Source organism: Propioniciclava sp. (genome assembly GCF_047602245.1).
In the GTDB taxonomy this organism is placed as follows: domain Bacteria; phylum Actinomycetota; class Actinomycetes; order Propionibacteriales; family Propionibacteriaceae; genus Propioniciclava.
Map to the genome: position 1 here is coordinate 2,370,942 of NZ_JASGHT010000001.1, position 20,918 is coordinate 2,391,859.

Annotated in this window: 18 protein-coding genes and 2 tRNA genes; 19 read left to right on the plus strand and 1 reads right to left on the minus strand. The window is 69.7% G+C overall.

Translation table 11 applies throughout. The annotated features are described in order from the left end of the window. Positions 1–30 precede the first annotated feature (30 nt). The 15 genes from QM708_RS11280 (at position 31) to QM708_RS11350 (ending at position 15,794) form a co-directional block, all read left to right on the plus strand. Positions 31–109 (plus strand) — tRNA-Gln (locus QM708_RS11280). Between the two features lie 31 nt (positions 110–140). Next, positions 141–1,589, plus strand: a complete 1,449-nt coding sequence (gene glmU / locus QM708_RS11285; protein ID WP_415108281.1) for a bifunctional UDP-N-acetylglucosamine diphosphorylase/glucosamine-1-phosphate N-acetyltransferase GlmU — start codon at positions 141–143, stop codon at positions 1,587–1,589. Further along, entirely contained in the window at positions 1,586–2,566 is a 981-nt protein-coding gene (locus tag QM708_RS11290; RefSeq protein ID WP_415108284.1) for a ribose-phosphate diphosphokinase, read from the plus strand. Before glmU ends, QM708_RS11290 begins: the two co-directional genes overlap by 4 nt. Before the next feature lie 174 nt (positions 2,567–2,740). Further along, on the plus strand, positions 2,741–3,334 hold the full coding sequence (locus QM708_RS11295; RefSeq protein ID WP_415108287.1) for a 50S ribosomal protein L25/general stress protein Ctc: 594 nt from the start codon (positions 2,741–2,743) through the stop codon (positions 3,332–3,334). A gap of 7 nt (positions 3,335–3,341) precedes the next feature. After that, entirely contained in the window at positions 3,342–3,941 is a 600-nt protein-coding gene (pth, locus tag QM708_RS11300; RefSeq protein ID WP_415108291.1) for an aminoacyl-tRNA hydrolase, read from the plus strand. Positions 3,942–3,993: 52 nt separating this feature from the next. Continuing rightward, complete coding sequence (locus QM708_RS11305; RefSeq protein ID WP_415108294.1) at positions 3,994–4,230, plus strand: type II toxin-antitoxin system CcdA family antitoxin; 237 nt, start codon at positions 3,994–3,996, stop codon at positions 4,228–4,230. Between the two features lie 20 nt (positions 4,231–4,250). Beyond that, positions 4,251–4,628, plus strand: coding sequence for a hypothetical protein (locus tag QM708_RS11310; RefSeq protein WP_415108297.1), 378 nt, complete (start codon positions 4,251–4,253; stop codon positions 4,626–4,628). Positions 4,629–4,719: 91 nt separating this feature from the next. Further along, entirely contained in the window at positions 4,720–7,980 is a 3,261-nt protein-coding gene (gene carB / locus QM708_RS11315; RefSeq protein WP_415108300.1) for a carbamoyl-phosphate synthase large subunit, read from the plus strand. Between the two features lie 24 nt (positions 7,981–8,004). Beyond that, positions 8,005–11,475, plus strand: a complete 3,471-nt coding sequence (gene mfd, locus QM708_RS11320) for a transcription-repair coupling factor (protein ID WP_415108303.1) — start codon at positions 8,005–8,007, stop codon at positions 11,473–11,475. Positions 11,476–11,592: 117 nt separating this feature from the next. Continuing rightward, positions 11,593–12,099, plus strand: coding sequence for a hypothetical protein (locus tag QM708_RS11325; protein WP_415108306.1), 507 nt, complete (start codon positions 11,593–11,595; stop codon positions 12,097–12,099). 156 nt (positions 12,100–12,255) lie between these two features. Next, a complete protein-coding gene (gene eno, locus QM708_RS11330) occupies positions 12,256–13,536 on the plus strand; it encodes a phosphopyruvate hydratase (RefSeq protein ID WP_415108309.1) in 1,281 nt (426 codons plus the stop codon). A gap of 146 nt (positions 13,537–13,682) precedes the next feature. Next, positions 13,683–14,246 (plus strand): FtsB family cell division protein, encoded by a 564-nt coding sequence (locus QM708_RS11335; protein ID WP_415108312.1) that lies wholly within the window; start codon positions 13,683–13,685, stop codon positions 14,244–14,246. Between the two features lie 16 nt (positions 14,247–14,262). After that, the gene (locus QM708_RS11340) at positions 14,263–14,763 is read left to right on the plus strand and encodes a DUF501 domain-containing protein (RefSeq protein WP_415108315.1); all 501 of its coding nucleotides are present in this window, start codon (positions 14,263–14,265) and stop codon (positions 14,761–14,763) included. Further along, positions 14,760–15,677, plus strand: coding sequence for an exopolyphosphatase (locus tag QM708_RS11345; RefSeq protein WP_415108318.1), 918 nt, complete (start codon positions 14,760–14,762; stop codon positions 15,675–15,677). Before QM708_RS11340 ends, QM708_RS11345 begins: the two co-directional genes overlap by 4 nt. 43 nt (positions 15,678–15,720) lie before the next feature. Beyond that, positions 15,721–15,794: transfer RNA gene (locus tag QM708_RS11350), tRNA-Leu, on the plus strand. A gap of 41 nt (positions 15,795–15,835) precedes the next feature. On the opposite strand, the gene QM708_RS11355 is transcribed toward QM708_RS11350, so the two are convergent. Further along, the gene (locus QM708_RS11355; protein WP_415108320.1) at positions 15,836–16,981 is read right to left on the minus strand and encodes a glycosyltransferase family 4 protein; all 1,146 of its coding nucleotides are present in this window, start codon (positions 16,979–16,981) and stop codon (positions 15,836–15,838) included. Between the two features lie 215 nt (positions 16,982–17,196). Here QM708_RS11355 and QM708_RS11360 point away from each other — a divergent pair, with 215 nt between their 5' ends. From QM708_RS11360 to QM708_RS11375, 4 genes are read left to right on the plus strand one after another with little or no spacing between them, the layout of a single operon-like run. After that, the gene (locus QM708_RS11360) at positions 17,197–17,652 is read left to right on the plus strand and encodes an adenylyltransferase/cytidyltransferase family protein (protein ID WP_415108323.1); all 456 of its coding nucleotides are present in this window, start codon (positions 17,197–17,199) and stop codon (positions 17,650–17,652) included. Continuing rightward, a complete protein-coding gene (locus QM708_RS11365; RefSeq protein WP_415108326.1) occupies positions 17,649–18,815 on the plus strand; it encodes a DUF1972 domain-containing protein in 1,167 nt (388 codons plus the stop codon). The genes QM708_RS11360 and QM708_RS11365 overlap by 4 nt, the downstream gene beginning before the upstream one ends. Position 18,816: 1 nt before the next feature. Continuing rightward, positions 18,817–20,148: a phenylacetate--CoA ligase family protein gene (locus QM708_RS11370; RefSeq protein WP_415108329.1), complete on the plus strand. Its 1,332-nt coding sequence runs from the start codon at positions 18,817–18,819 to the stop codon at positions 20,146–20,148. Continuing rightward, complete coding sequence (locus tag QM708_RS11375) at positions 20,145–20,879, plus strand: CDP-alcohol phosphatidyltransferase family protein (RefSeq protein WP_415108332.1); 735 nt, start codon at positions 20,145–20,147, stop codon at positions 20,877–20,879. The genes QM708_RS11370 and QM708_RS11375 overlap by 4 nt, the downstream gene beginning before the upstream one ends. Positions 20,880–20,918 lie beyond the last annotated feature (39 nt).

Consider the following 20,918-nt stretch of genomic DNA (forward strand, 5'->3'; position numbering starts at 1 on the left):
TAGGATGGGCGAGTCCGCTGTTGTGGACGAACCCCGGTTGGTCTTTCGGCAGGGCCCGCCTGACTTTGAATCAGGACAAGCGAAGTAGGTTCGACTCCTACCCGGGGTGCGCTAAGGCCACCAACGATGAGGAGACAGGCATGGGTGGGCAGGGCGTCGCAGGGGTCGTGGTCCTCGCGGCAGGCGAGGGCAAGCGAATGAAGTCGCGCACCTCGAAGGTGCTGCACCAGGTGGCCGGACGGTCGATGATCAGCCACGCGGTGCACGCGGCGGACGCGTTGATGCCCGAGCGCCTCGTCGTGGTCGTCGGTCATGAGCGCGAGCAGGTCGAGTCCCATCTCGCCGAGGTGGCTCCGCACGTGGTGACCGCCGTCCAGGAGAACCAGAACGGCACCGGGGACGCGGTGCGCTGTGGCCTCGCGCCGCTGCGGGACGCCGAGGGCGAGATCGTGGTGACGATGGGCGACGTTCCGCTGCTGACCGGCGAGACCCTGGTGCGGCTGCTCGATGTGCACCGCGCCAACGGTGACGCCGTCACGATCCTCACCTCGGTGCTGGACGACCCGTTCGGGTACGGCCGCATCGTCCGCGAGGACGACGGCGACCAGGTGGCCGCGATCGTCGAGCAGCGCGACTGCACGCCGGAGCAGGCCGAGATCTGCGAGATCAACGCCGGCATCTACGTCTTCGAGGCCGGCGTGCTGCGCGCCGGGCTGGAGTCGCTGACCAGCAACAACGACCAGGGCGAGCTGTACCTCACCGACGTGGTCAAGTACGCCCGCTCGGTGGGCAAGTCGGTGCACACCTGCGTGCTCGATGACCAGGCGCAGACCGAGGGCGTCAACGACCGCGTCCAACTGGCGCGGCTCAACAAGGAGTACAACCGCCGCCTGGTCGAGAAGTGGCAGCGCGAGGGCGTCACCGTCATCGATCCCGACACCACCTGGCTGCACGCCAGCGTCGACCTGGCCCCCGACGTGACCCTCCTTCCGGGCACCAGCCTGGAGGGCGCCACCTCGGTCAGCTCGGGTGCGGTGATCGGGCCGGACACCACGCTGATCGACGTCGAGGTCGGCGAGAACGCGCACGTCGTCCGCACCCACGGCAGCCTGGCCGTGATCGGCACCGGGGCGTCGGTGGGGCCGTTCGCCTACCTGCGGCCCGGCACCGTGCTGGGCGCGGGCGGCAAGATCGGCACCTTCGTCGAGACGAAGAACGCCCAGATCGGTGCGGGCGCCAAGGTCCCGCACCTCACCTACTGCGGGGATGCCGAGATCGGGGAGGGCGCCAACATCGGTGCGGGCACGATCTTCGCCAACTACGACGGCGTCCTGAAGTCGAAGACCAGCATCGGGCGGCACAGCTTCGTGGGCTCGAACACGGTGCTCGTCGCGCCCGTCGAGGTCGCCGACGGAGCCTACGTCGCGGCGGGCTCGGCGCTGACCGACACCGTCGGGCCGGGCGAACTCGCCATCGCGCGGGGTCGGCAGCGTAATATTCCCGGCTGGGTAGAGAGCCGGCGCGCCGGGACCAAGACGCACCGTGCCGCAGTCGAGGCGAGCAACAACGAAGGGACCACCCAGCCGTGACGGGTATCAAGCGCCAGTCCGAGAAGCACCTCATCCTCGCATCGGGACGCGCGTATCCCGAGCTCGCCGAGGAGATCGCCGCGCTGGTGGGCGTCGATCTGGTGCCCACGCGTGCGGTCACGTACGCCAACTCCGAGATCTACTGCCGCTTCGAGGAGTCGGTGCGCGGCGCGGACGCCTTCGTGATCCAGTCGCATCCCGCGCCGGTCAACGAGTGGCTGATGGAGCAGCTGATCATGGTGGACGCGCTCAAGCGCGCCTCCGCCAAGCGGATCACCGTGGTCGCCCCGTCCTACCCGTACGGACGCCAGGACAAGAAGCACGCCGGGCGCGAGCCGATCTCGGCGCGACTGGTCGCCGACCTGTACAAGACTGCGGGTGCGGACCGGCTGATGTCGATCGACCTGCACGCCTCGCAGATCCAGGGCTTCTTCGACGGGCCCGTCGATCACCTGATCGCGCTTCCGGTGCTGGTCGAGTACGTGCTCGACAAGTTCCCGCTGGACAACCTGACCGTGGTGTCGCCGGACGCCGGCCGCGTCCGTCTCGCCGACGCTTGGACCGACCGCCTCGGCGCGCCGCTGGCGATCATCCACAAGCGCCGCGACCCGAACAAGGCCAATGAGGTCGCCGTGGGCGAGGTCGTCGGCGACGTCGAGGGCCGGGTCTGCCTGCTGGTCGACGACATGATCGACACCGCCGGCACCATCTGCGCCGCCGCGCAGACGCTGCGCGACCACGGCGCGGCCACGGTGATCGCTGCGGCGACCCACCCGATCCTGTCCGGGCCGGCGGCGCGCCGCCTCAACGAGTCGGCGTTCGAGGAGATCATCGTCACCAACACGCTGCCGATCAGCGATGAGATCAGCATCCCGAAGATGACCGTGCTGTCGGTGGCGCCGCTGATCGCCAAGGCGATCACCGAGGTCTTCGAGGACGGTTCGGTGACCAGCCTGTTCGACGGGACCAACCTGTAGCGCCTTCTTTGTCGCTGTGCCGCGGCCCCGGACCCGATTCGGTCCGGGGCCGCGGCGTCCGGTAGGCTGGGCGGGTTGCTTGGCGAGGGGACCGCGATGGTCCCGTGATCGACAAGGCCCTCCCTTGCCAGGCCCAGAGTGCTTTGTCAGCAAGGTTTTTGAGGAGAACAACCCATGGCTCACGAGATCAAGCTCGCCGCCAGTGCCCGCACCGAGTTCGGCAAGGGCGCGTCCCGCCGTCTGCGCCGCGCCGGCCAGGTTCCCGCCGTCGTCTACGGCCACGGCGCCGACCCGGTGCACATCGCGCTGCCCGGCCACGAGACGCTGCTCGCGCTGCGTACCGCCAACGCCCTGCTGTCGATCAGCGTCGACGGTGGCGCCGCCCAGCTCGTCCTGCCCAAGCAGGTGCAGCGTGACCCGATCAAGGGCTTCCTGGAGCACGTCGACCTGCTCGTGGTGAAGCGTGGCGAGAAGGTGTCGGTCGAGGTTCCGCTGGTCGTGACCGGCGCCGACAAGGAGGACCGCGTCCTCGTCATCGACCAGCAGACGCTGACCCTCGAGGTCGAGGCCACCCACATTCCCAGCGAGATCACCGTCGACGTGTCCGGCCTGGAGATCGGCGCGCAGCTGACCGCCGCCGAGCTGGTGCTGCCTGAGGGTGCCGTCTACGCCGGCGAGCCCGACGACCTGATCCTCTCCATCACCCAGACTCGCGCGGCGGCCCAGGCCGGCGACGAGGCCGAGGGTGCCGAGGCCGCGGCGGAGTGATCCTGTCTTGACGACATGGCTAGTGGTCGGGCTCGGTAATCCGGGCCCGACCTACGCGTCCACGCGGCACAACGTCGGCTTCATGGTGGCCGACGAGTTGGCCGCGCGGGCGCGCGCGCCCTTCACGGCGCCGCGCGGCATGCGCGCCGACGTGTGCGAGACCCGGCTCACCGCCGCCGGCATGGGCGGCGTCGGGGCGGACGCCGAACGCGTCGTCCTGCTCAAGCCGCGCACCTTCATGAACGCTTCCGGTGCCGCCGTCGCCAAGGCGTGCGCCTTCTTCAAGATCGAGCCCGCCCAGGTGATCGCGATCCACGACGAGCTCGATCTCGACTTCGGCCAGCTGCGCCTCAAATCCGGCGGCGGCGACAACGGCCACAACGGCCTGCGCTCGATGCGATCCTCGCTGGGCACCGGCGACTTCTTCCGGGTCCGCTTCGGCATCGGACGCCCCCCGGGCCGCCAGGACCCGGCCGACTACGTGCTGTCCCCGATCCCTTCGGCGCTGCGCGCCGACTACGCCGTCGAGGCGTCCCGCGCCGCCGACGCCGTCGAATGCCTGATCAACCACGACCTCGCGACCGCCCAGAACCGCTTCAACTCCTGATCGTTGGGGCGCCCCTCTAGGCACGAACGCCATATCGCAGTATGGTGCGGTGATGGTGACCAAGAAGATCACGATCACGCTCCCGGAGGAGTTGGTCGAGGCCGCCCGCGGGCTGACGGACAACCTGTCCGGCTATGCGGCCGAGGCTCTCGCGGCGAAGATCCGTCATGCGCTGCTGGGGCAGGAACTCGATCGTCATGAGCAGGAGCACGGTTTCTTCAGCGAGGCCGATATCGCCGCTGCTGAGGGAGAGTTGTTCGGCGAGAAGACAAGCGCGGGAGCGGCGTGAACGCTGCGGGTGGAACGGTGGTGCTCGACGCCCAGGGCCTGTCCGGCTGGCTCGTTGAAGACCGGCGAATCCTGGCGCTGTTGAGGGCCGCGCATCGTCGCGAAGCGGATGTCGTTGTTTCGGCGATGACCATTCTCGAGGTGACACACCGACGGCTCGACCGGCGTCGTCTCGACTGGGTCCTATCCCGCGTGCGTATCGAGCCGGTGACCGATCGATCGGCGCGAGCGGCCAGTGCGCTCTTGGTCGCCGCGGGATTGCACGGGCATGCTCATGCCATCGATGCGGTCGTCGCGGAGTTGGCCTCCCGCCAAGTGCGCCCCGTCGCGTTGATGACGTCCGATCCGGGAGATCTCAGCCGGTTGTGCGAGGGGCACGTCAAGGTCGTCGGCGTGTAGCGAGACCGCCCGGGTTGCGGCGACCGGCCGAACTGAGCGGGCCGGGGCACTAGGGTTGTTGGCGATCCCGACCAACGGAGGTAGGCACCGCATGCCCAAGCGCGACGACATCAGCAAGGTTCTGATCATCGGATCGGGGCCGATCGTGATCGGCCAAGCGTGCGAGTTCGACTATTCAGGCACCCAGGCCTGCAAGGCGCTGCGCGGGCTCGGTTACGAGGTGGCGCTGGTCAACTCGAACCCAGCGACGATCATGACCGATCCGTTGATGGCTGATGAGACCTTCATCGAGCCGCTCAATGTGCCGACGCTGGAGAAGATCATCAAGAAGTCGAAGCCGGACGCGCTGCTGCCCAATCTGGGCGGCCAGACCGGCCTCAACCTGTCGACGGCGCTGGATCGCCAAGGGATTCTCCAGGCGAACGGCGTGGCGATGATCGGCATCACCCAGGATGTGATCGAGCGCGGTGAGGATCGCGAGACCTTCAAGCGGACCATGGCCGAGATCGGCGTCGACATGCCGCGCTCGAAGACGGTGACCAGCGTCGAGGACGCCCTCGCCTTCGCCGCCGAGGTCGGCTACCCGATGGTGGTGCGCCCGGCCTACACGATGGGCGGCACCGGCGGCGGCTTCGTCTACGACGACGAGGACATGCGCACCATCGCGTTCCGCGGCATCCAGGCCTCCCCGATCGACCAGATCCTGGTCGAGGAGTCCATCCTCGGCTGGGAGGAACTGGAGGTCGAGGTGGTCCGCGACGCCAAGGACCAGCTGATCAGCGTCTGCTTCATCGAGAACGTGGACGCCGTCGGCGTGCACACCGGCGACTCCTACTGCAACGCCCCGATGATGACCATCGCTCCCGAACTTCAGGAAGAACTGGAACGCATCGCGCACAAGATCGTCTCCGAGATCGGCGTGGTCGGCGGCACCAACGTGCAGCTGGCGCACAACCCGAAGACCGGCCGGGTGGTGGTCATCGAGATCAATCCGCGCACCTCGCGCAGTTCGGCGCTGGCCTCGAAGGCGACCGGCTTCCCGATCGCGATGGTCTCCACCCTGCTCGCGGCCGGCCTCACCCTCGACGAGATCCCGTACTGGCGCGACGGCACCCTGGAGCGCTACACCCCCGAGGGCGACTACGTGGTGGCCAAGTTCGCCCGCTGGGCGTTCGAGAAGTTCCCCGGCGCGATCGACAAGCTGGGCACGCAGATGCGCGCGGTCGGCGAGGTGATGAGCATCGGCAAGAGCTACAACGAGGCCTTCGGCAAGGCGATCCGCGGCCTGGAGAACGGGCGCTCCGGCCTCGGCAACGCCTCCGATTTCCGCGAGTTGGGCCTCGACGCGCTGCTGGCCCGGCTCGCCGAGCCGAGTTCGGACCGGCAGTACCTGCTGTACGAGGCGCTCCGCGCCGGGGCGAGCATCGAGCAGCTGGCCGAGCTCACCCACATCAAGGCCTGGTTCCTGGAGCAGATGGCCGCGATCCTGGCCGCCGAGCAGGCGGTGGAGGCCTACGCCGGACGCCTGGCGGACCTGCCCGCCGAGGCCCTGCGCACCGCCAAGCAGGCCGGCCTGGGCGACGCCTACCTGGCCGCGATCCTTGGCGTCGCCGAGGCTGAGTTGCGCGCGCGCCGGATCGCCGACGGCATCGTGCATCGCTACGAGGCCGTCCCGGTCTCGGGGGTGGAGGACGCCGAGTACTACTACTCGACCTACCTGCCCGAGGACCCCGCCAAACCGAACCCGCTGCCCGCGCCCAAGCCGGTCTCGGATCGCCGCAAGGTGATGGTGCTCGGCGGCGGCCCGAACCGGATCGGCCAGGGCATCGAGTTCGACTACTGCTGCGTGCACGCCGCCTACACGCTGCGCGAGGCCGGCTTCGAGACGATCATGGTCAACTGCAATCCCGAGACCGTCTCCACCGACTACGACACCTCCGACAAGCTCTACTTCGAGCCGCTCACCGTCGAGGACGTGCTGGCCATCTACGAGCGCGAGAAGCCCGAGGGGGTCGTCTGCCAGTTCGGCGGCCAGACCCCGCTGAACATCGCCCGCGCGCTGCAGGAGGCCGGCGTCCCGATCCTGGGCACCTCCCCGGCCACCATCGACCTGGCCGAGGACCGCGACCAGTTCCGCGCCATCATGGACCGGCTGCGCATCCCGATGCCGGCCGCCGGCATGGCCGTCACCACCGCCGAGGCCGTCGCGGTGGCGTCCGGCATCGGCTACCCGGTGATCGTGCGGCCGAGCTACGTGCTGGGCGGGCGCGGCATGGAGATCATCCACGACGACGAGGGTCTGCGCCGCTACATGGACGCCGCCGAGGGCGTCACCCCGGATCGCCCGATCCTGATCGACCGCTTCCTGGAGAACGCGCTCGAATGCGAGGCGGACGCCGTGTGCGACGGCACGGACGCCTTCGTCCCGGCGGTGATGGAACACATCGAGTACGCCGGCATCCATTCGGGCGATTCGGCCTGCCTGGTGCCGAGCGTGACGATCCCGGCCGAGCACCTGGCCACCATCGAGGACTACACCCGCCGGATCGCCGTCGAACTCGGCGTGGTCGGGTTGATGAACATCCAGTACGCGATCTCGGGTGGCGTCGTCTACGTGCTGGAGGCGAACCCGCGCGCATCCCGGACGGTGCCGCTGGTCAGCAAGGTGTGCGACGTCAACATGGCCTCGTTGGCGACCCGGCTGATGCTGGGGGAGTCGCTGGCCTCGCTCGGCCTGACCAAGCGGGCGGTGCCCTACTTCGGCGCCAAGGAGGCGGTGTTCCCGTTCTCGATGTTCCCCGAGGTCGATCCGGTGCTCGGCCCCGAGATGCGCTCGACCGGTGAGGTGCTGGGGCTGGCCTCCAACCCGGGGCTGGCCTTCTTCAAGAGCCAGGAGGCGATCCAGTCGCCGCTGCCCACCGAAGGCACGGTGCTGATGACGGTCGCCGCCCGCGACCGGGTCGGCACCCAGCCCGGCACGCCGGGTGCCAATGTGCTGACCGCGGCGCGCACCTTCGTGGCGAGCGGATTCCAGATCGCGGCGACGCAGGGCACCGCGGCCTTCCTGGCCAAGAACGGCATCGACGCGATGGTGGTCGAGAAGCTGCACGAGGGCACTCCGAATATGGTCGACGACGTTCGCGAGGGCCGCGTCCAACTCGTGGTGAACACCCCGGCCGGCAAGGAGTCCGAGGTCGACGACAGCTACATCCGCAAGGCCGCGATCCGCGCCAAGGTGCCGTACATGACCACCACCTCCGGCGCCTACGCCGCCGCGATCGGCATCGCCGCGCACCGCCGCGGCACCGAGGGTGTCCGCTCACTGCAGGAGTGGCACGGCCTGATCGGCTGATCCGGCGCGAACTACACTGTCGGGGTGAATAGTGCGGGCCTGATCGAGCTCGTCGCCTCCGAACCCACCCTCGCGCGGCTGATCGACGCCGCGCGCGCAGGCGCGGAGCCGACGCTGGACGCCGTCTGCCCGGCCGCGGTGCGCCCGCTGCTCGCGGCGGCGCTGAGCAGCCAGGGGGGGCGTCCGCTGCTGGTGGTCACCTCCACCTATCGCGAGGCCGAGAACACCCGCGACGCGCTGGCCTCGCTGATCGGTGCGGACGCCGTCGCCTACTACCCGGCCTGGGAGACGCTGCCGCACGAGCGGCTGAGCCCACGCTCGGATACGGTCGGACGCCGCCTCACCGTGCTGCGCCGCCTGGCCGGCCATGCCCCGCAGCCGGCCCCGCGCATCGTGGTCGCGCCGGTCCGCGCCGTGCTGCAGCCGCAGGTCGCCGGGCTGGGCGAGCTGCGGCCGGTCCGGATCGCCGTCGGCGAGGACCACGACGTCGACGACATCGCCCGCGCCCTGGTGGATGCCGCCTACGTGCGCGTCGACCTGGTCGAGCGCCGCGGCGAGTTCGCGGTGCGCGGCGGCATCGTCGACGTGTTCCCGCCGACGCTGGAGCATCCGGTCCGCATCGACTTCTTCGGCGACACCATCGAGGAGATCCGCCCGTTCGCGGTCGCCGACCAGCGTTCGCTGGAGGACACCCTCGACGAGGTCACCGCCGATCCGTGCCGCGAGATGCTGCTCACCGAGCAGGTGCGCGCCCGGGCCGCTGCGCATGCCGCGCGCGCGGGCGTCCCCGATCAGCTTCGCGAACTGTTCACCCGGATCGCCGAGGGCCATGCCGTCGACGGCATGGAGGCCCTCGCCCCCGCGCTGGTCGACAAGCTCGAACTGCTCACCGACGTGCTGCCGGCCAACACCACCGTGCTGGTCAGCGATCCCGAGAAGGTGCGCACCCGCGCCCTTGAGTTGCACGCCACCAGCCAGGAGTTCCTGGCGGCGTCCTGGTCGGCGGCGGCCGAGGGCGGCAAGGCGCCGATCGACCTGGCGGCGTCCGCCTACCGGCAGCTGGCCGAGGTGCGCGGCGGCGCGCTGGATCGCGGCCAGGCCTGGTGGACGCTGTCGCCGTTCGCCGAGGACCCGGAATCCCGCCAGATCCCCGCCGAGGAGAACGAGCCGTTCCGCGGCGACCTCGAAGCGGCCGTGAAGGCCATCGCGGACGCCGTCGCCGCCGGCACCACCGTGGTGCTGGTCGCCGATTCGGCCGGACGCGCCCAGCGCCTGGGCGAGGTGCTCGCCGAGCACGACCTGGCGGGCCGGGCCGAGATCATGGTCGCCGACCTGCCCCGCGGTTTCCGGCTGGACCGGCTCAACCTGCGCGTCTTCACCTCCGGTGACCTGTCCGGGGCGAAGGGCCCGGCCGACAAGGCCGAACGCAAACTGCCGGCCCGCCGCAAGAACGCCATCGACCCGCTGCAGCTCAAGCCGGGGGACTACATCGTCCACGACGCGCACGGCGTGGGCCGCTACGTCGAGATGATGACCCGCACCGTCGGCGGCGCCACCCGCGAATACCTGGTCATCGAGTATGCGGCGTCCAAGCGCGGCCAGCCCGGCGACCGGCTGTTCATCCCGATGGACGCCCTCGACCAGGTCACCCGCTACGTGGGCGGCGAGGCCCCCTCGCTGGACCGGATGGGTGGCGCGGACTGGAACAAGCGCAAGGCGCGCGCCCGCAAGGCCGTCCGTGAGATCGCCGCCGAGCTGATCAAGCTGTACGCCGCCCGGCAGGCCTCGCAGGGGTACGCGTTCGGGCCGGACAGCCCGTGGCAGCGCGAACTCGAAGACAACTTCTCCTACGTGGAGACCCCCGACCAGATGGGCGCGATCACCGAGGTGAAGCGCGACATGGAGCAGATCGTGCCGATGGACCGGTTGATCTGCGGCGACGTCGGCTACGGCAAGACCGAGATCGCCGTGAGGGCCGCGTTCAAGGCGGTGATGGACGGCAAGCAGGTCGCGATCCTGGTGCCGACCACGCTGCTGGTCCAGCAGCACTACGCCACCTTCGCCGACCGGTACGCCGGCTTCCCGGTCACCGTCGCCGCGCTGAGCCGGTTCCAGACCCCGGCCCAGTCGCGCGCAGTGATGGACGGGATCGCCGACGGCTCGGTCGACGTCGTCGTCGGCACGCACCGGCTGTTTGGCAACGAGGTGCAGTTCAAGGATCTCGGCCTGGTCATCATCGACGAGGAGCAGCGCTTCGGCGTCGACCACAAGGAGGCGCTGAAGAAGCTGCGCCTCAACGTGGACGTGCTCGCCATGTCGGCCACCCCGATCCCGCGCACGCTGGAGATGGCGATCACCGGCATCCGCGAGATGAGCGTGATCGCCACCCCGCCCGAGGAACGCCACCCGGTGCTCACCTTCGCCGGGCCCAGCGACGACGCCCAGATCCGTGCCGCGATCCGCCGCGAACTGGCCCGCGAGGGCCAGGTGTTCTACATCCACAACCGGGTGAACACGATCGAGAAGGCCGCCGCGCACATCCGCGACCTGGTGCCCGAGGCGCGCGTCGCGGTCGCGCACGGGCAGATGAACGAGCATCAGCTGGAGCGGGTGATGGTCGACTTCTGGGAGCGCGAGGCCGACGTGCTGGTCTGCACCACGATCGTCGAGGCGGGGCTGGACATCAGCTCGGCCAACACGTTGATCATCGAGCGGGCCGACCTGCTCGGCCTCTCTCAGCTGCACCAGCTGCGCGGACGCGTCGGGCGCGGCCGCGAGCGCGGCTACGCCTACTTCCTGTACCCGCCGGAGAAGCCGCTCACCGACACCGCGCACGACCGGCTCGCCACCATGGCCGCGCACACCGACCTGGGCGCGGGCATGGCGATCGCGATGAAGGATCTGGAGATCCGCGGCGCGGGCAACCTGCTCGGCGAGGAACAGTCCGGGCACATCGCCGACGTCGGCTTCGACCTCTACATCCGGCTGGTCGGCGAGGCGGTCGCCGACTTCCGCGGTGAGGCGTCCGAACCCGAGCCCGAGATGAAGATCGAGCTGACCGTGGACGCCCACCTGCCGGTCGACTACGTCGAATCCGAGCGGCTGCGCCTGGAGATGTACAAGCGGCTGGCCGCGGTGCGCGCGCCGGCCGAACTGGACGCGGTCCGCGCCGAACTGCTCGACCGCTACGGCCCGCTGCCCGAACCGGTGGAGAACCTGTTCGGCGTCGCCCGGTTCCGGCTGCTGTGCCGTGAGGCCGGCATCACCGAGGTGCTCAGCGCGGGCACGATGATCCGGTTCTCCCCGGTATCGCTGCCCGAGAGCCGCGATATGCGCCGCCAGCGGCTCTACCCGGGCTCGCGGATCAACAAGGCGACCGGGCAGCTGTTCCTGCCGCGTCCGATGACCGCGCCCATCGCGGGCAAGCCGCTGACCGACGCCGCCCTGCTGGAGTGGGCCACCGCCGCGGTGAACGCCTTGCTGCTGGGTAGCTGACTCCAGACCCGAAGGTGCCACCGGACGCCGGTGCGCGGGCATCGCCGTACCGGCGGGCGGCGGGGGATCGGGCTAGGATCGAGGCGTCCATTCACGGCCGAGGAGACCTCGAAGAAGATGAACAAGCCCGCGCGCTTTGTTGCCGCCGCCGCTGCCGCGGCGATCCTGCTGACCGGATGCTCGGCACCGCCGAACGCCGCCGCCGTCGTGGGTGGCCAACGCGTCCCCGACAGCGAGGCCCAGGCCGTGGCCGGGGCGATCACCGCGGTGACGGGCGCTGAGGCGTCCGCTTCGCTGCGGCAGGCTGCCTATGACCTCACCCTCGGTGAGGCCTCCCGGCAGATCGCGGACCGCCTGGGTCTCACCCTGTCCGAGGCCGGCAAGAAGGCCGTGATCGAGGGCAACCAGGCCGCCCAGATGGTGGCCGGCACACCGGAGGGCGCACCGTGGGCGGACGCGGTGGGCACCACCTACGCGCTGCTGCAGGAGGTCGGCAGCGACCAGTTCCGCGAGGAACTGGCGAAGACCCCCATCACGTTCAACCCCCGCTACGGCAACTGGGATCCGGTCGAACTCGGCCTGACCTCCGGTGCGCTGTCGCAGCCCACACAAATCCAAGCCTGAGCAGGGCCTGCCGCGAGGCGGCGCGCGCGAACGCGCGGTGAACGCAGCAGAAAAACGATCCAAACCCTGAGAAGAACAACGCAAGCAAACCCGCGCGCACACGTCATCGGCGCTAGGGTGTGAGCCAAGCCCAGACAACGACGAAAGGTAGTCACTGTGGCAAGCATCGACATCGTCACCGCCCGCGAAATCCTGGATTCCCGCGGCAACCCCACCGTTGAGGTCGAGGTTCTCCTCGACGACGATTCGCAGGGCCGCGCCGCGGTTCCGTCCGGCGCGTCGACCGGCGCGTTCGAGGCCGTCGAGCTGCGCGACGGCGACAAGAGCCGCTACGGGGGCAAGGGTGTCCTCCAGGCTGTCGAGAACGTCAACGAGGCCATCGCCGAAGAGGTCCTCGGGCTCGACGCCACCGATCAGCGTGAGATCGACGCGGCCATGATCGCCCTCGACGGCACCGACAACAAGGGCAAGCTCGGCGCCAACGCCATCCTCGGCGTCTCGCTCGCCGTGGCCCGCGCCGCCGCCGAATCCTCCGGCCTCCCGCTGTACCGCTACGTCGGCGGCCCGAACGCCCACGTGCTCCCGGTCCCGATGATGAACATCCTCAACGGTGGGTCGCACGCCGACTCCAACGTTGACATCCAGGAGTTCATGATCGCCCCGATCGGCGCGGAGACCTTCGTGCAGGCCGTCCAGCTCGGCGCGGCCGTGTACCACTCGCTGAAGAAGGTGCTGCATGACCGTGGCCTGGCCACCGGCCTGGGCGACGAGGGCGGCTTCGCGCCGAACCTGGAGTCCAACGCCGCCGCGCTCGACCTGATCGTCGAGGCGATCAAGGCCGCCGGTCTCGAGCCGGGCAAGGACATCGCCCTCGCGCTCGACGTCGCCGCCTCGGAGTTCCACAACGATGGCTCCTACACCTTCGAGGGCGCCTCCAAGTCGTCCGACGAGATGATCGAGTACTACGTCGGCCTGGTCGAGAAGTACCCGCTGGTCTCCATCGAGGATCCGCTGGACGAGTCCGACTGGGACGGCTGGAAGAAGATCACCGACGCCCTCGGCGACAAGGTGCAGCTGGTCGGCGACGACCTGTTCGTCACCAACCCGACTCGCCTGCAGCGCGGCATCGACACCCAGACCGCCAACGCCCTGCTCGTCAAGGTCAACCAGATCGGCTCGCTCACCGAGACCCTGGACGCCGTCGAGCTCGCGCACCGCAACGGCTACCGCTGCATGATGTCGCACCGCTCCGGTGAGACCGGTGACACCACCATCGCCGACCTGGCCGTCGCCACCAACTGCGGCCAGATCAAGACCGGTGCCCCGGCTCGCTCCGAGCGCGTCGAGAAGTACAACCAGCTCATCCGCATCGAGGAGCAGCTCGAGGACGCCGCGGTCTACGCGGGCCGCGCCGCGTTCCCGCGCTTCAAGGGCTGATCAGTCACCACGCCAGACGGCCGGTCCCCTGTGGGGGCCGGCCGTCTCGCACGTTCACCGGCGGGGTGTCGGATCTGGATTGTGGCGCCGTTGCGCCTACCCTGGTGTTTCGAGACCACCACTTCGCGCACGAGAGGCGTTCTTCCTTGGGTGACAACCGGCTGAACCGTCAGCCGTCCGGGCGCGGACGGTCGACCCGCCGACCCCGCACATCGCCGGCGTCCCCGGTGTCGGTCGAGGCGGCGGAGGCACCCCGGCCGGCCCGGGCCTCCCGGACGCCGCAGGCTGCGCGCGGGAGGCGTCCGCGGTTGGGGTTCACCCGGCGGGCGCTCGCCGTGTTCACCGTCGTGGTGCTGCTGGTGTTCTCGTTCGCGGGCGCGCTGCGCGTGTGGCTGATGCAGTCACAGCAGCTTGCCTTGGCCAACGCCCAGATCGAGCAGCGCAACCAGCAGATCGCCGCCTTGGAGGATGAACTCGTCCGCTGGAACGACCCGGCGTTCGTCAGCGCGCAGGCGCGCTCGCGGCTGGGCTGGGTGATGCCCGGCGAGGTCGGCTACCGGGTGATCGGCGCCGACGGGTCGATGCTGTCGGGTACCGAGGGCATCGACGGGGTCGGCGGAGCCCACGTCAGCGGCCTTGAGGAGCGCTGGTGGGACCGCGTCGCCGCGTCCATGAAGGAAGCCGACCGGGTGGATGGCCCCGCGCGCTGAGCGTAGGGTGGGGCGGGTGCCCACCTACGAGACCGCTACGGCGTCCGATGTCGCCGTGCTCGCCGACCAGCTCGGCCGGACGCCGCGTGGCATCGCCGGCATCGCGTGGCGCTGCCCGTGCGGCAAGCCCGGCGTGGTCGCCACCGAGCCGAGACTGCCCGACGGGACGCCGTTCCCGACCACCTACTACTTGACCTGCCCGCGCGCGGTCGCGGGCTGTTCGACGTTGGAGTCGTCCGGCGTGATGGCCGAGATGACCGAGCGGCTGGCCACCGACGAGGCGCTGGCCGCGTCCTACCGCGCCGCGCACGAGGCCTACCTGGCCGACCGGGCCGCGCTGGGCGAGGTGCCCGAGATCGCGGGCGTCTCCGCAGGCGGCATGCCGGGGCGGGTCAAGTGCCTGCACGTCCTCGCCGGGCACGCGCTGGCGGCCGGGCGCGGCGTCAACCCGCTCGGCGACGAGGTGCTGGACGCCCTCGGTGAGTTCTGGACCCGTCCCTGCCTGGAGGAAGCATGAGCACCCGCGTCGCTGCGGTCGACTGTGGCACCAACTCGATCCGCCTGCTGGTCGCCGAGGCGGCGCCGCAGCCGGGCGGTTTCCGGGAAGTGCACCGCGACCTGCGGCTGACCCGGCTGGGGCAGGGCGTGGACGCCACCGGCGAATTCCACCCCGATGCCCTCGCGCGCACCATGGCGGCCTGTGACGAGTACGCCGCGATGCTCGGCGAATTCGGCGTGGGGCGCGTCCGGTTCGTGGCCACCTCCGCCGCGCGGGATGCGCGCAACCGCGACGAGTTCTACGCCGGCGTCCGCGCACGCCTGGGCGTGGACGCCGAGATCATCTCCGGCGACGAAGAGGCCCGGCTGTCCTTCGACGGGGCGCTGTCGGCGATCCCGGACGCTCAGACTCCGGCCCTGGTGATGGACATCGGCGGCGGCTCCACCGAGCTGGTCTCGGGCCGCCCCGGCGCGCCGCTGCGGGGCATCTCGCTCGACATGGGATCGGTGCGGCTGCGGGAGCGGTTCCTGTTCGGCGACCCGCCGCGCCCCGACGAGATCGCGGAGGCGAGCGAGTTCATCGACGACCTGCTGGACGCCTCCGGCATCGACTTCGACCGCCAGCGCACTTGGATCGGCGTCGGCGGCACCGCCACCTCGCTGTCGGCGATCGTGCAGCGCCTGGACGTCTACGACCGCGCGCGCGTGCACGGGTCGCTGCTGGCGCGCTCCGATCTGGCCGAGTTGTCGGCCCGGCTGCTGGTCGAGCCGGTGGCGCAGGTGCTCCAGATCCCGACCATGGTGCCGGGTCGCGCCGACGTGATCTGCGCCGGTGCGCTGATCTGTCACCGGGTCGGCGTCCGGATGCCGGTGGACCTGCGGGTCAGCGAGGCGGACATCCTGGACGGCCTGGTGGCCGCCCTGCTGGCCTGAGCCGGGCCGGCCCAACACTAGACTCGGGTCCAGGCCCGGCGTTGCCCCCGTGGCCCAATCGGCAGAGGCAGGCGGCTTAAACCCGCTTCAGTGCGGGTTCGAGTCCCGCCGGGGGCACGGCAGCGTCGCGGAGCGACGCCTCGGCCGCGCCGGCGAGCCTAGGAGTTCGCCTCGTCCAGCACGCGCGCGATCTCGCTGCGGTAGCGCTCGACGGTGAACCGGTCCAGTGCGTTGCGCCGGCCGGCGAGCGCGAGCCGATGGGCGAGCTCGGGGGAGCGGATCACCGAACCGACCGCACGTGCCAGGTCGGCGGCCGAGGCGGTCTGGGCGTGCAGACCGTTGTCGCCGTCGCTGACGATCTCGGTCAGCCCCTGCACCGCCGAGACGACCACGGGACGGCAGGCCATCTGAGCCTCGACCGCCACATTGCCGAACGGCTCCACCCGCGACGGCACGATGACCACGTCGGCGGCCTCCAGCGACCGCCACACCGGACGGACGTACCCATGGAAGGTGACGGCACCGTCGAGGTCCGGGCGCGCGGCGCGCTCGCGCAATTCGGTCTCGAACCACTCGTACCCGGGGAACACCGCCCCGTAGAGGTCAAGGTGGACGTCGAGGCCCTCGGCGCGCAACAGCGCGGTGGCCTCCAGGGCGGTGTCGCTGCCCTTGCGGGGGCTCAGCCGGCCGACGAGCGCGATCCTGGTCGTGCCCTGGTGCGGCGCGGGCGGCACCGGCTCGTGCTCGGGCCCGGGGACGCCGTTGTAGACGAGATCGATCTTGGCGCGCAGGAAAGGCAGCGCGTCGGTGATGGCACGGGACGCCGCGCGGCTGTTCACCACGATCGTCCGGGCCAACGCCAGCGGCGAGACCAGGGCCATCCGCACCAGCTTGCTGCCGTCCTCCTCCGCCTCGTGCACGTGCACCACGGCGCGGGTGCCGGCGCTGCGAGCCGCCGACAGCCACACCGGGCAGGTCACCGTGTTCACCCAGACGACCGACGGCCTCACACGCCGGATCTCGCGGTGGGCGCCGATCTGCGCGCGCACGGTGTCGGCCACGAACCCCAGGAACCGGCGCGGATGGAGCAGGGAGCGGCTGACGACCGGGAACCGCATGATGCGGACCTCGGCGCCGCGCTCGACGAGCAGCGGCAGCAGCGGGCCCTCCTTCGGCAGGACGACCACCACCCGCCAGTCGTCGTCCACGAAACCGGTGACGGTCTCGAGCATCTGAAGATCGGAACCGTACAGATCCGGCGAAGGATGCGCGAGCAGAACGGTGTCGCGGACGGATTCAGGCATGGGGTCTCCGATCGTGTCGGGGGGCATAGGTCACCACCGGGTACGGCTGCCCTCCACATGGTGGCAGTTCTCACCTTAGGGGAATTCGGGGCTAGGATAGTTCAAAGCGCCCCCCGTAGACGATCGTTCGAGCGTTGCGGGCATGGGGGCGTGAAACGGAGACACTGCCGGTTGCGGAAGGGTCTCGAGAATTTTCATCGGGGGATGGGAAAAGAATGACGACTTCACACACCGTCGTCGGCTATGTGCCGGGCGGGTTCGACATGCTGCACATCGGGCATTTGAATATCTTGCGCGCGGCACGGGAACGTTGCGACCGCCTCATCGTGGGCGTGGCCACCGACGAGGCGCTGATCGCGATGAAGAACCGTGCACCGGTGGTGCCGCATCGTGAGCGCATGGAACTGGTCGCACACCTGCGATTCGTCGATGACGTGGTGACGGATGTGTCGCAGGACAAGCGCGAAGCCTGGCGGCGGCACCCGTTCGACGTACTTTTCAAGGGCGACGACTGGCTGGGGACGCCGAAGGGCGCCCAGCTCGAGGCCGAGATGGCCGAGGTCGGCGCCCGGGTGCTCTACCTGCCGTACACGGCGGGGACGTCCTCGACCATGCTGCGGGAGTTCCTGACCCGAGGCAACACCGCCGAGCTCGGCCAGGCCGCCTCATGAGCCGAGCGCTGTCGATTGCGATGGTCGGTACCCGCGGCGCCCCGGCGCGCTACGGGGGCTTCGAAACCGCCATCGAAGAAATCGGGACCCGCCTGGTCGAGCGGGGGCATGACATCCGCGTCTATTGCCGCACCGGCAATTCCGAGGTGACCGATTCCTACCGCGGCATGAAACTGGTGACGCTGCCTGCTCTGCGTCATCGTGCGCTTGAGACGCTCAGCCACACCGGCCTTTCCGCGCTTCATCTCGCAACGCACCGCACCGATGCAGCCTTCTTGTTCAACGCCGCCAACGCGCCGTTCCTCCCGGTGATCCGCGCCGCGCGCATCCCGGTGGCCACGCATGTGGACGGACTGGAATGGAAGCGCGCCAAGTGGGGGCCCAAGGGACAGGCTTACTACCGCGGGGCCGAGACGGCCTCGGTGTGGATGTCGGATGCGCTGATTGCCGACGCGCAGGGAATCGCCGACTATTACCAAGAGGAGTTCGGCGTCCCGACCGAACTCATCACTTACGGGGCGCCCATCCTCACCGACGTGGCCTCCGACAAGCTGGCCGAGGCCGGCCTGTCCCCGGACGGGTTCCACTTGGTCGTTGCCCGGTTCGAGCCCGAGAATCATGTCGACATGATCGTCGAGGGGTACCTGCGCTCCTCCGCGACCCGGCCGCTGGTCGTGGTCGGGTCGGCGCCCTATGCCGATTGGTACGTGGCGAAGGTCCGCTCGCTCGCCGAGGGTGACCCGCGCGTGCGTTTCTTCGGCGGGGTCTGGGATCAGGACCTGCTGGACCAGATGTACGCACACTGCCTCAGTTACCTTCACGGGCATTCGGTGGGCGGCACGAATCCGTCGCTGCTGCGCGCGATCGGTGCCGGGGCGGCGACGACCGCGTTCGACGTCGCATTCAACCGCGAGGTGGTGGGTGCTGACGGGCTGTTCTTCGGCGATCCCGCCGATGTGGCGAAGGCGGTCGAGCGGGCGGAGGCCGACGTCGACGATCAGCTCAGCCGCGGGGAACGGCTCCAGGAGCGCGCCCGCGCCTACGACTGGGATCACGTGGCCGACGGCTACGAGGACCTGGCGCGCCGGCTCGTCGCCGGCGAGGTCAGCGGGCCCTGGTGGGGAACGCGGCGGCGGCGACCCGGACGCGGGGAGAACGGCTGATATGCCGAGTCTCGCCGAGCTCGCGTTCGTCGCGAAAAGCCGAACCATCAAGCACCGCTCGGGCGACTACCTTCGAGAGCTTCTGGCGCACGAGCGCCTCACGCCCGCGGAGGTTCTGACGCTGCAGCGGGAGCGCGCGGCGTCCATCGCACGGTTCGCCGCCGAGCAGTCGCCCTACTACACCCGTCTGCTGAAGGACGCCGGCGTCGATCTGGATCGGATCGAGGAGCCCGCGGAATGGGCGCGGATACCGATCACCGATCGCGCGAGCCTGCGCGAGCATGAGTCCGAGGTGCTGAGCGCCGAGGCGACGCCGCGCAATGCCGTCGTGGGCCTGACCGGTGGGAGCACCGGCGAGCCGTTGCGGATCCGCCGCGACGCGCGGGTGCCGCTGTTGGCCCTGGCCTGGCGCATGTACCGCTGGTGGGGCATCGAGCCGTGGGACAACCTGGCGCGCATCGGCCGCTGGGGGTTCGGACGCCTCGACTCGGTCAAGTCGACGCTGTCGTGGTGGCCCTCCTCGCAGGTCTACCTCGATGCCAAGTACTTCGATCCGGCCTCGATGGCGGACTTCCACCGGCGGCTTCTCCGCACCCGGCCGGCCCTCCTCGAGGGCTACGTCGGGGCGATGGTCGCCTTCGCGGATTTCCTGGACGAGCACGACCTGCGGGTGCCCAGCCTGCGCGCCATCGCGACCACTGCGGCCCCGTTGACCGAGAGCGTGCGCCAGCGCCTCGAGTCGGTCTACGGCGTTCCGGTCTACGACGAGTACCGCGGTTCCGAGGTCAACTGGATGGCGGGGGAGTGCCGCGAGCAGAACGGTCTGCACATCTTCGCCGACGCCCGGATGCTCGAGATCGTCGACGAGAACGGTCAGCCGGTGCCGGCGGGCACGCTCGGCGACATCGTGATCACCGATCTGGCCAACAGAGTGTTCCCGATCATCCGCTATCGCCTCGGCGATCGCGGGATCTTGCGCGAGGGGCCCTGCCCATGCGGCATCGGGTTGCCGGTGATGGAGCCGGTGCAGGGCCGGACCACCGACCTGATCAGGCTGCCCGGCGGCGGTGGGTCCAACCACGGGATCATGGGGATGTTCGGCAATTATCCGCGTGCGGTCCGCATGTTCCAGGTGCGGCAGGCCCGTGACTACTCGATCGAGGTCCTCGTGGTCCGTGGCGACGAGGAGAACGCGGAAGAGAATATCGAGCGGGTCATCGAGGGTTTCCGGCGGCAACTCCGCGATCTGGTGCCCGTGACTATCCGGTACGTGGACTCACTGGAGTCCCCCGGAGGCAAATTGAAGTACTTGGTAAGTGAGGTGGACGCGTGACCGAATCGTATGGCGCGGTGGTTTCAAGGCTGGCTAGCGCACAGAAGGGTGCGGCGCGCAGCGCGCCCGCCTACTCGAGGTTCGTCAATCGCAAGATCGGACGCTACCTCGCCGCGGCGGCCTACAAGGCGGGGATGACCCCGAACCAGGTCACCGGGGTGAGCGCCCTGCACACGTTCACGGGCATTGCGCTCCTCATCGCCCTACCCCCGTCGTGGTGGCTCGGCCTCGTCGTGATGGTGTTGCTCGTGCTGGGCTACGCGTGGGACTCCGCCGACGGCCAGGTCGCCCGCTTGACCGGTTTGGGTAGCCCCGCCGGCGAATGGCTCGACCATATCGTCGACGCGCTGAAGGTGGTCACCCTGCCCTTGGGCATGCTGATCGGATTGTGGCGATTCGCTGCGATCGAACCGATCTGGTTGCTGGTTCCGCTCGTCAATGCGGCCGTCTCCTCGGTGCTGTTCTTCGGGATGATCCTGACCGAACAGTTGCGCCGCGCGCACGGGGTGACTTCGAAGGCGGCCTCCGGCGGACGGATGCCATGGCTGCGTTCGGTCCTGGTTCTGCCCACCGACTACGGGATTCTCTGCCTGACGTTCGCGTTGTACGGGGCCACGAGCGTGTTCGTCGCGATCTATGGTCTCCTCACCCTCGCCACGGTCTTCTTCCTGCTTTTGGCGCTGCCGAAGTGGTTCCGTGACGTGCGTTCGCTCACGTCGGCCCGGGCCTGACGATTCACCTCTTTTCCGTCTTTCGCCACGCGTGGATGA

Bases quoted from the DNA above. Each gene is read 5' to 3' on its own strand.
- QM708_RS11365 (WP_415108326.1), top strand. From the start codon at position 17,649: ATGAGCCGAGCGCTGTCGATTGCGATGGTCGGTACCCGCGGCGCCCCG.
- QM708_RS11325 (WP_415108306.1), top strand. From the start codon at position 11,593: ATGAACAAGCCCGCGCGCTTTGTTGCCGCCGCCGCTGCCGCGGCGATC.
- QM708_RS11345 (WP_415108318.1), top strand. From the start codon at position 14,760: ATGAGCACCCGCGTCGCTGCGGTCGACTGTGGCACCAACTCGATCCGC.
- QM708_RS11370 (WP_415108329.1), top strand. From the start codon at position 18,817: ATGCCGAGTCTCGCCGAGCTCGCGTTCGTCGCGAAAAGCCGAACCATC.
- QM708_RS11355 (WP_415108320.1), bottom strand. From the start codon at position 16,981: ATGCCTGAATCCGTCCGCGACACCGTTCTGCTCGCGCATCCTTCGCCG.
- QM708_RS11295 (WP_415108287.1), top strand. From the start codon at position 2,741: ATGGCTCACGAGATCAAGCTCGCCGCCAGTGCCCGCACCGAGTTCGGC.
- carB (WP_415108300.1), top strand. From the start codon at position 4,720: ATGCCCAAGCGCGACGACATCAGCAAGGTTCTGATCATCGGATCGGGG.
- glmU (WP_415108281.1), top strand. From the start codon at position 141: ATGGGTGGGCAGGGCGTCGCAGGGGTCGTGGTCCTCGCGGCAGGCGAG.
- QM708_RS11360 (WP_415108323.1), top strand. From the start codon at position 17,197: ATGACGACTTCACACACCGTCGTCGGCTATGTGCCGGGCGGGTTCGAC.
- QM708_RS11305 (WP_415108294.1), top strand. From the start codon at position 3,994: ATGGTGACCAAGAAGATCACGATCACGCTCCCGGAGGAGTTGGTCGAG.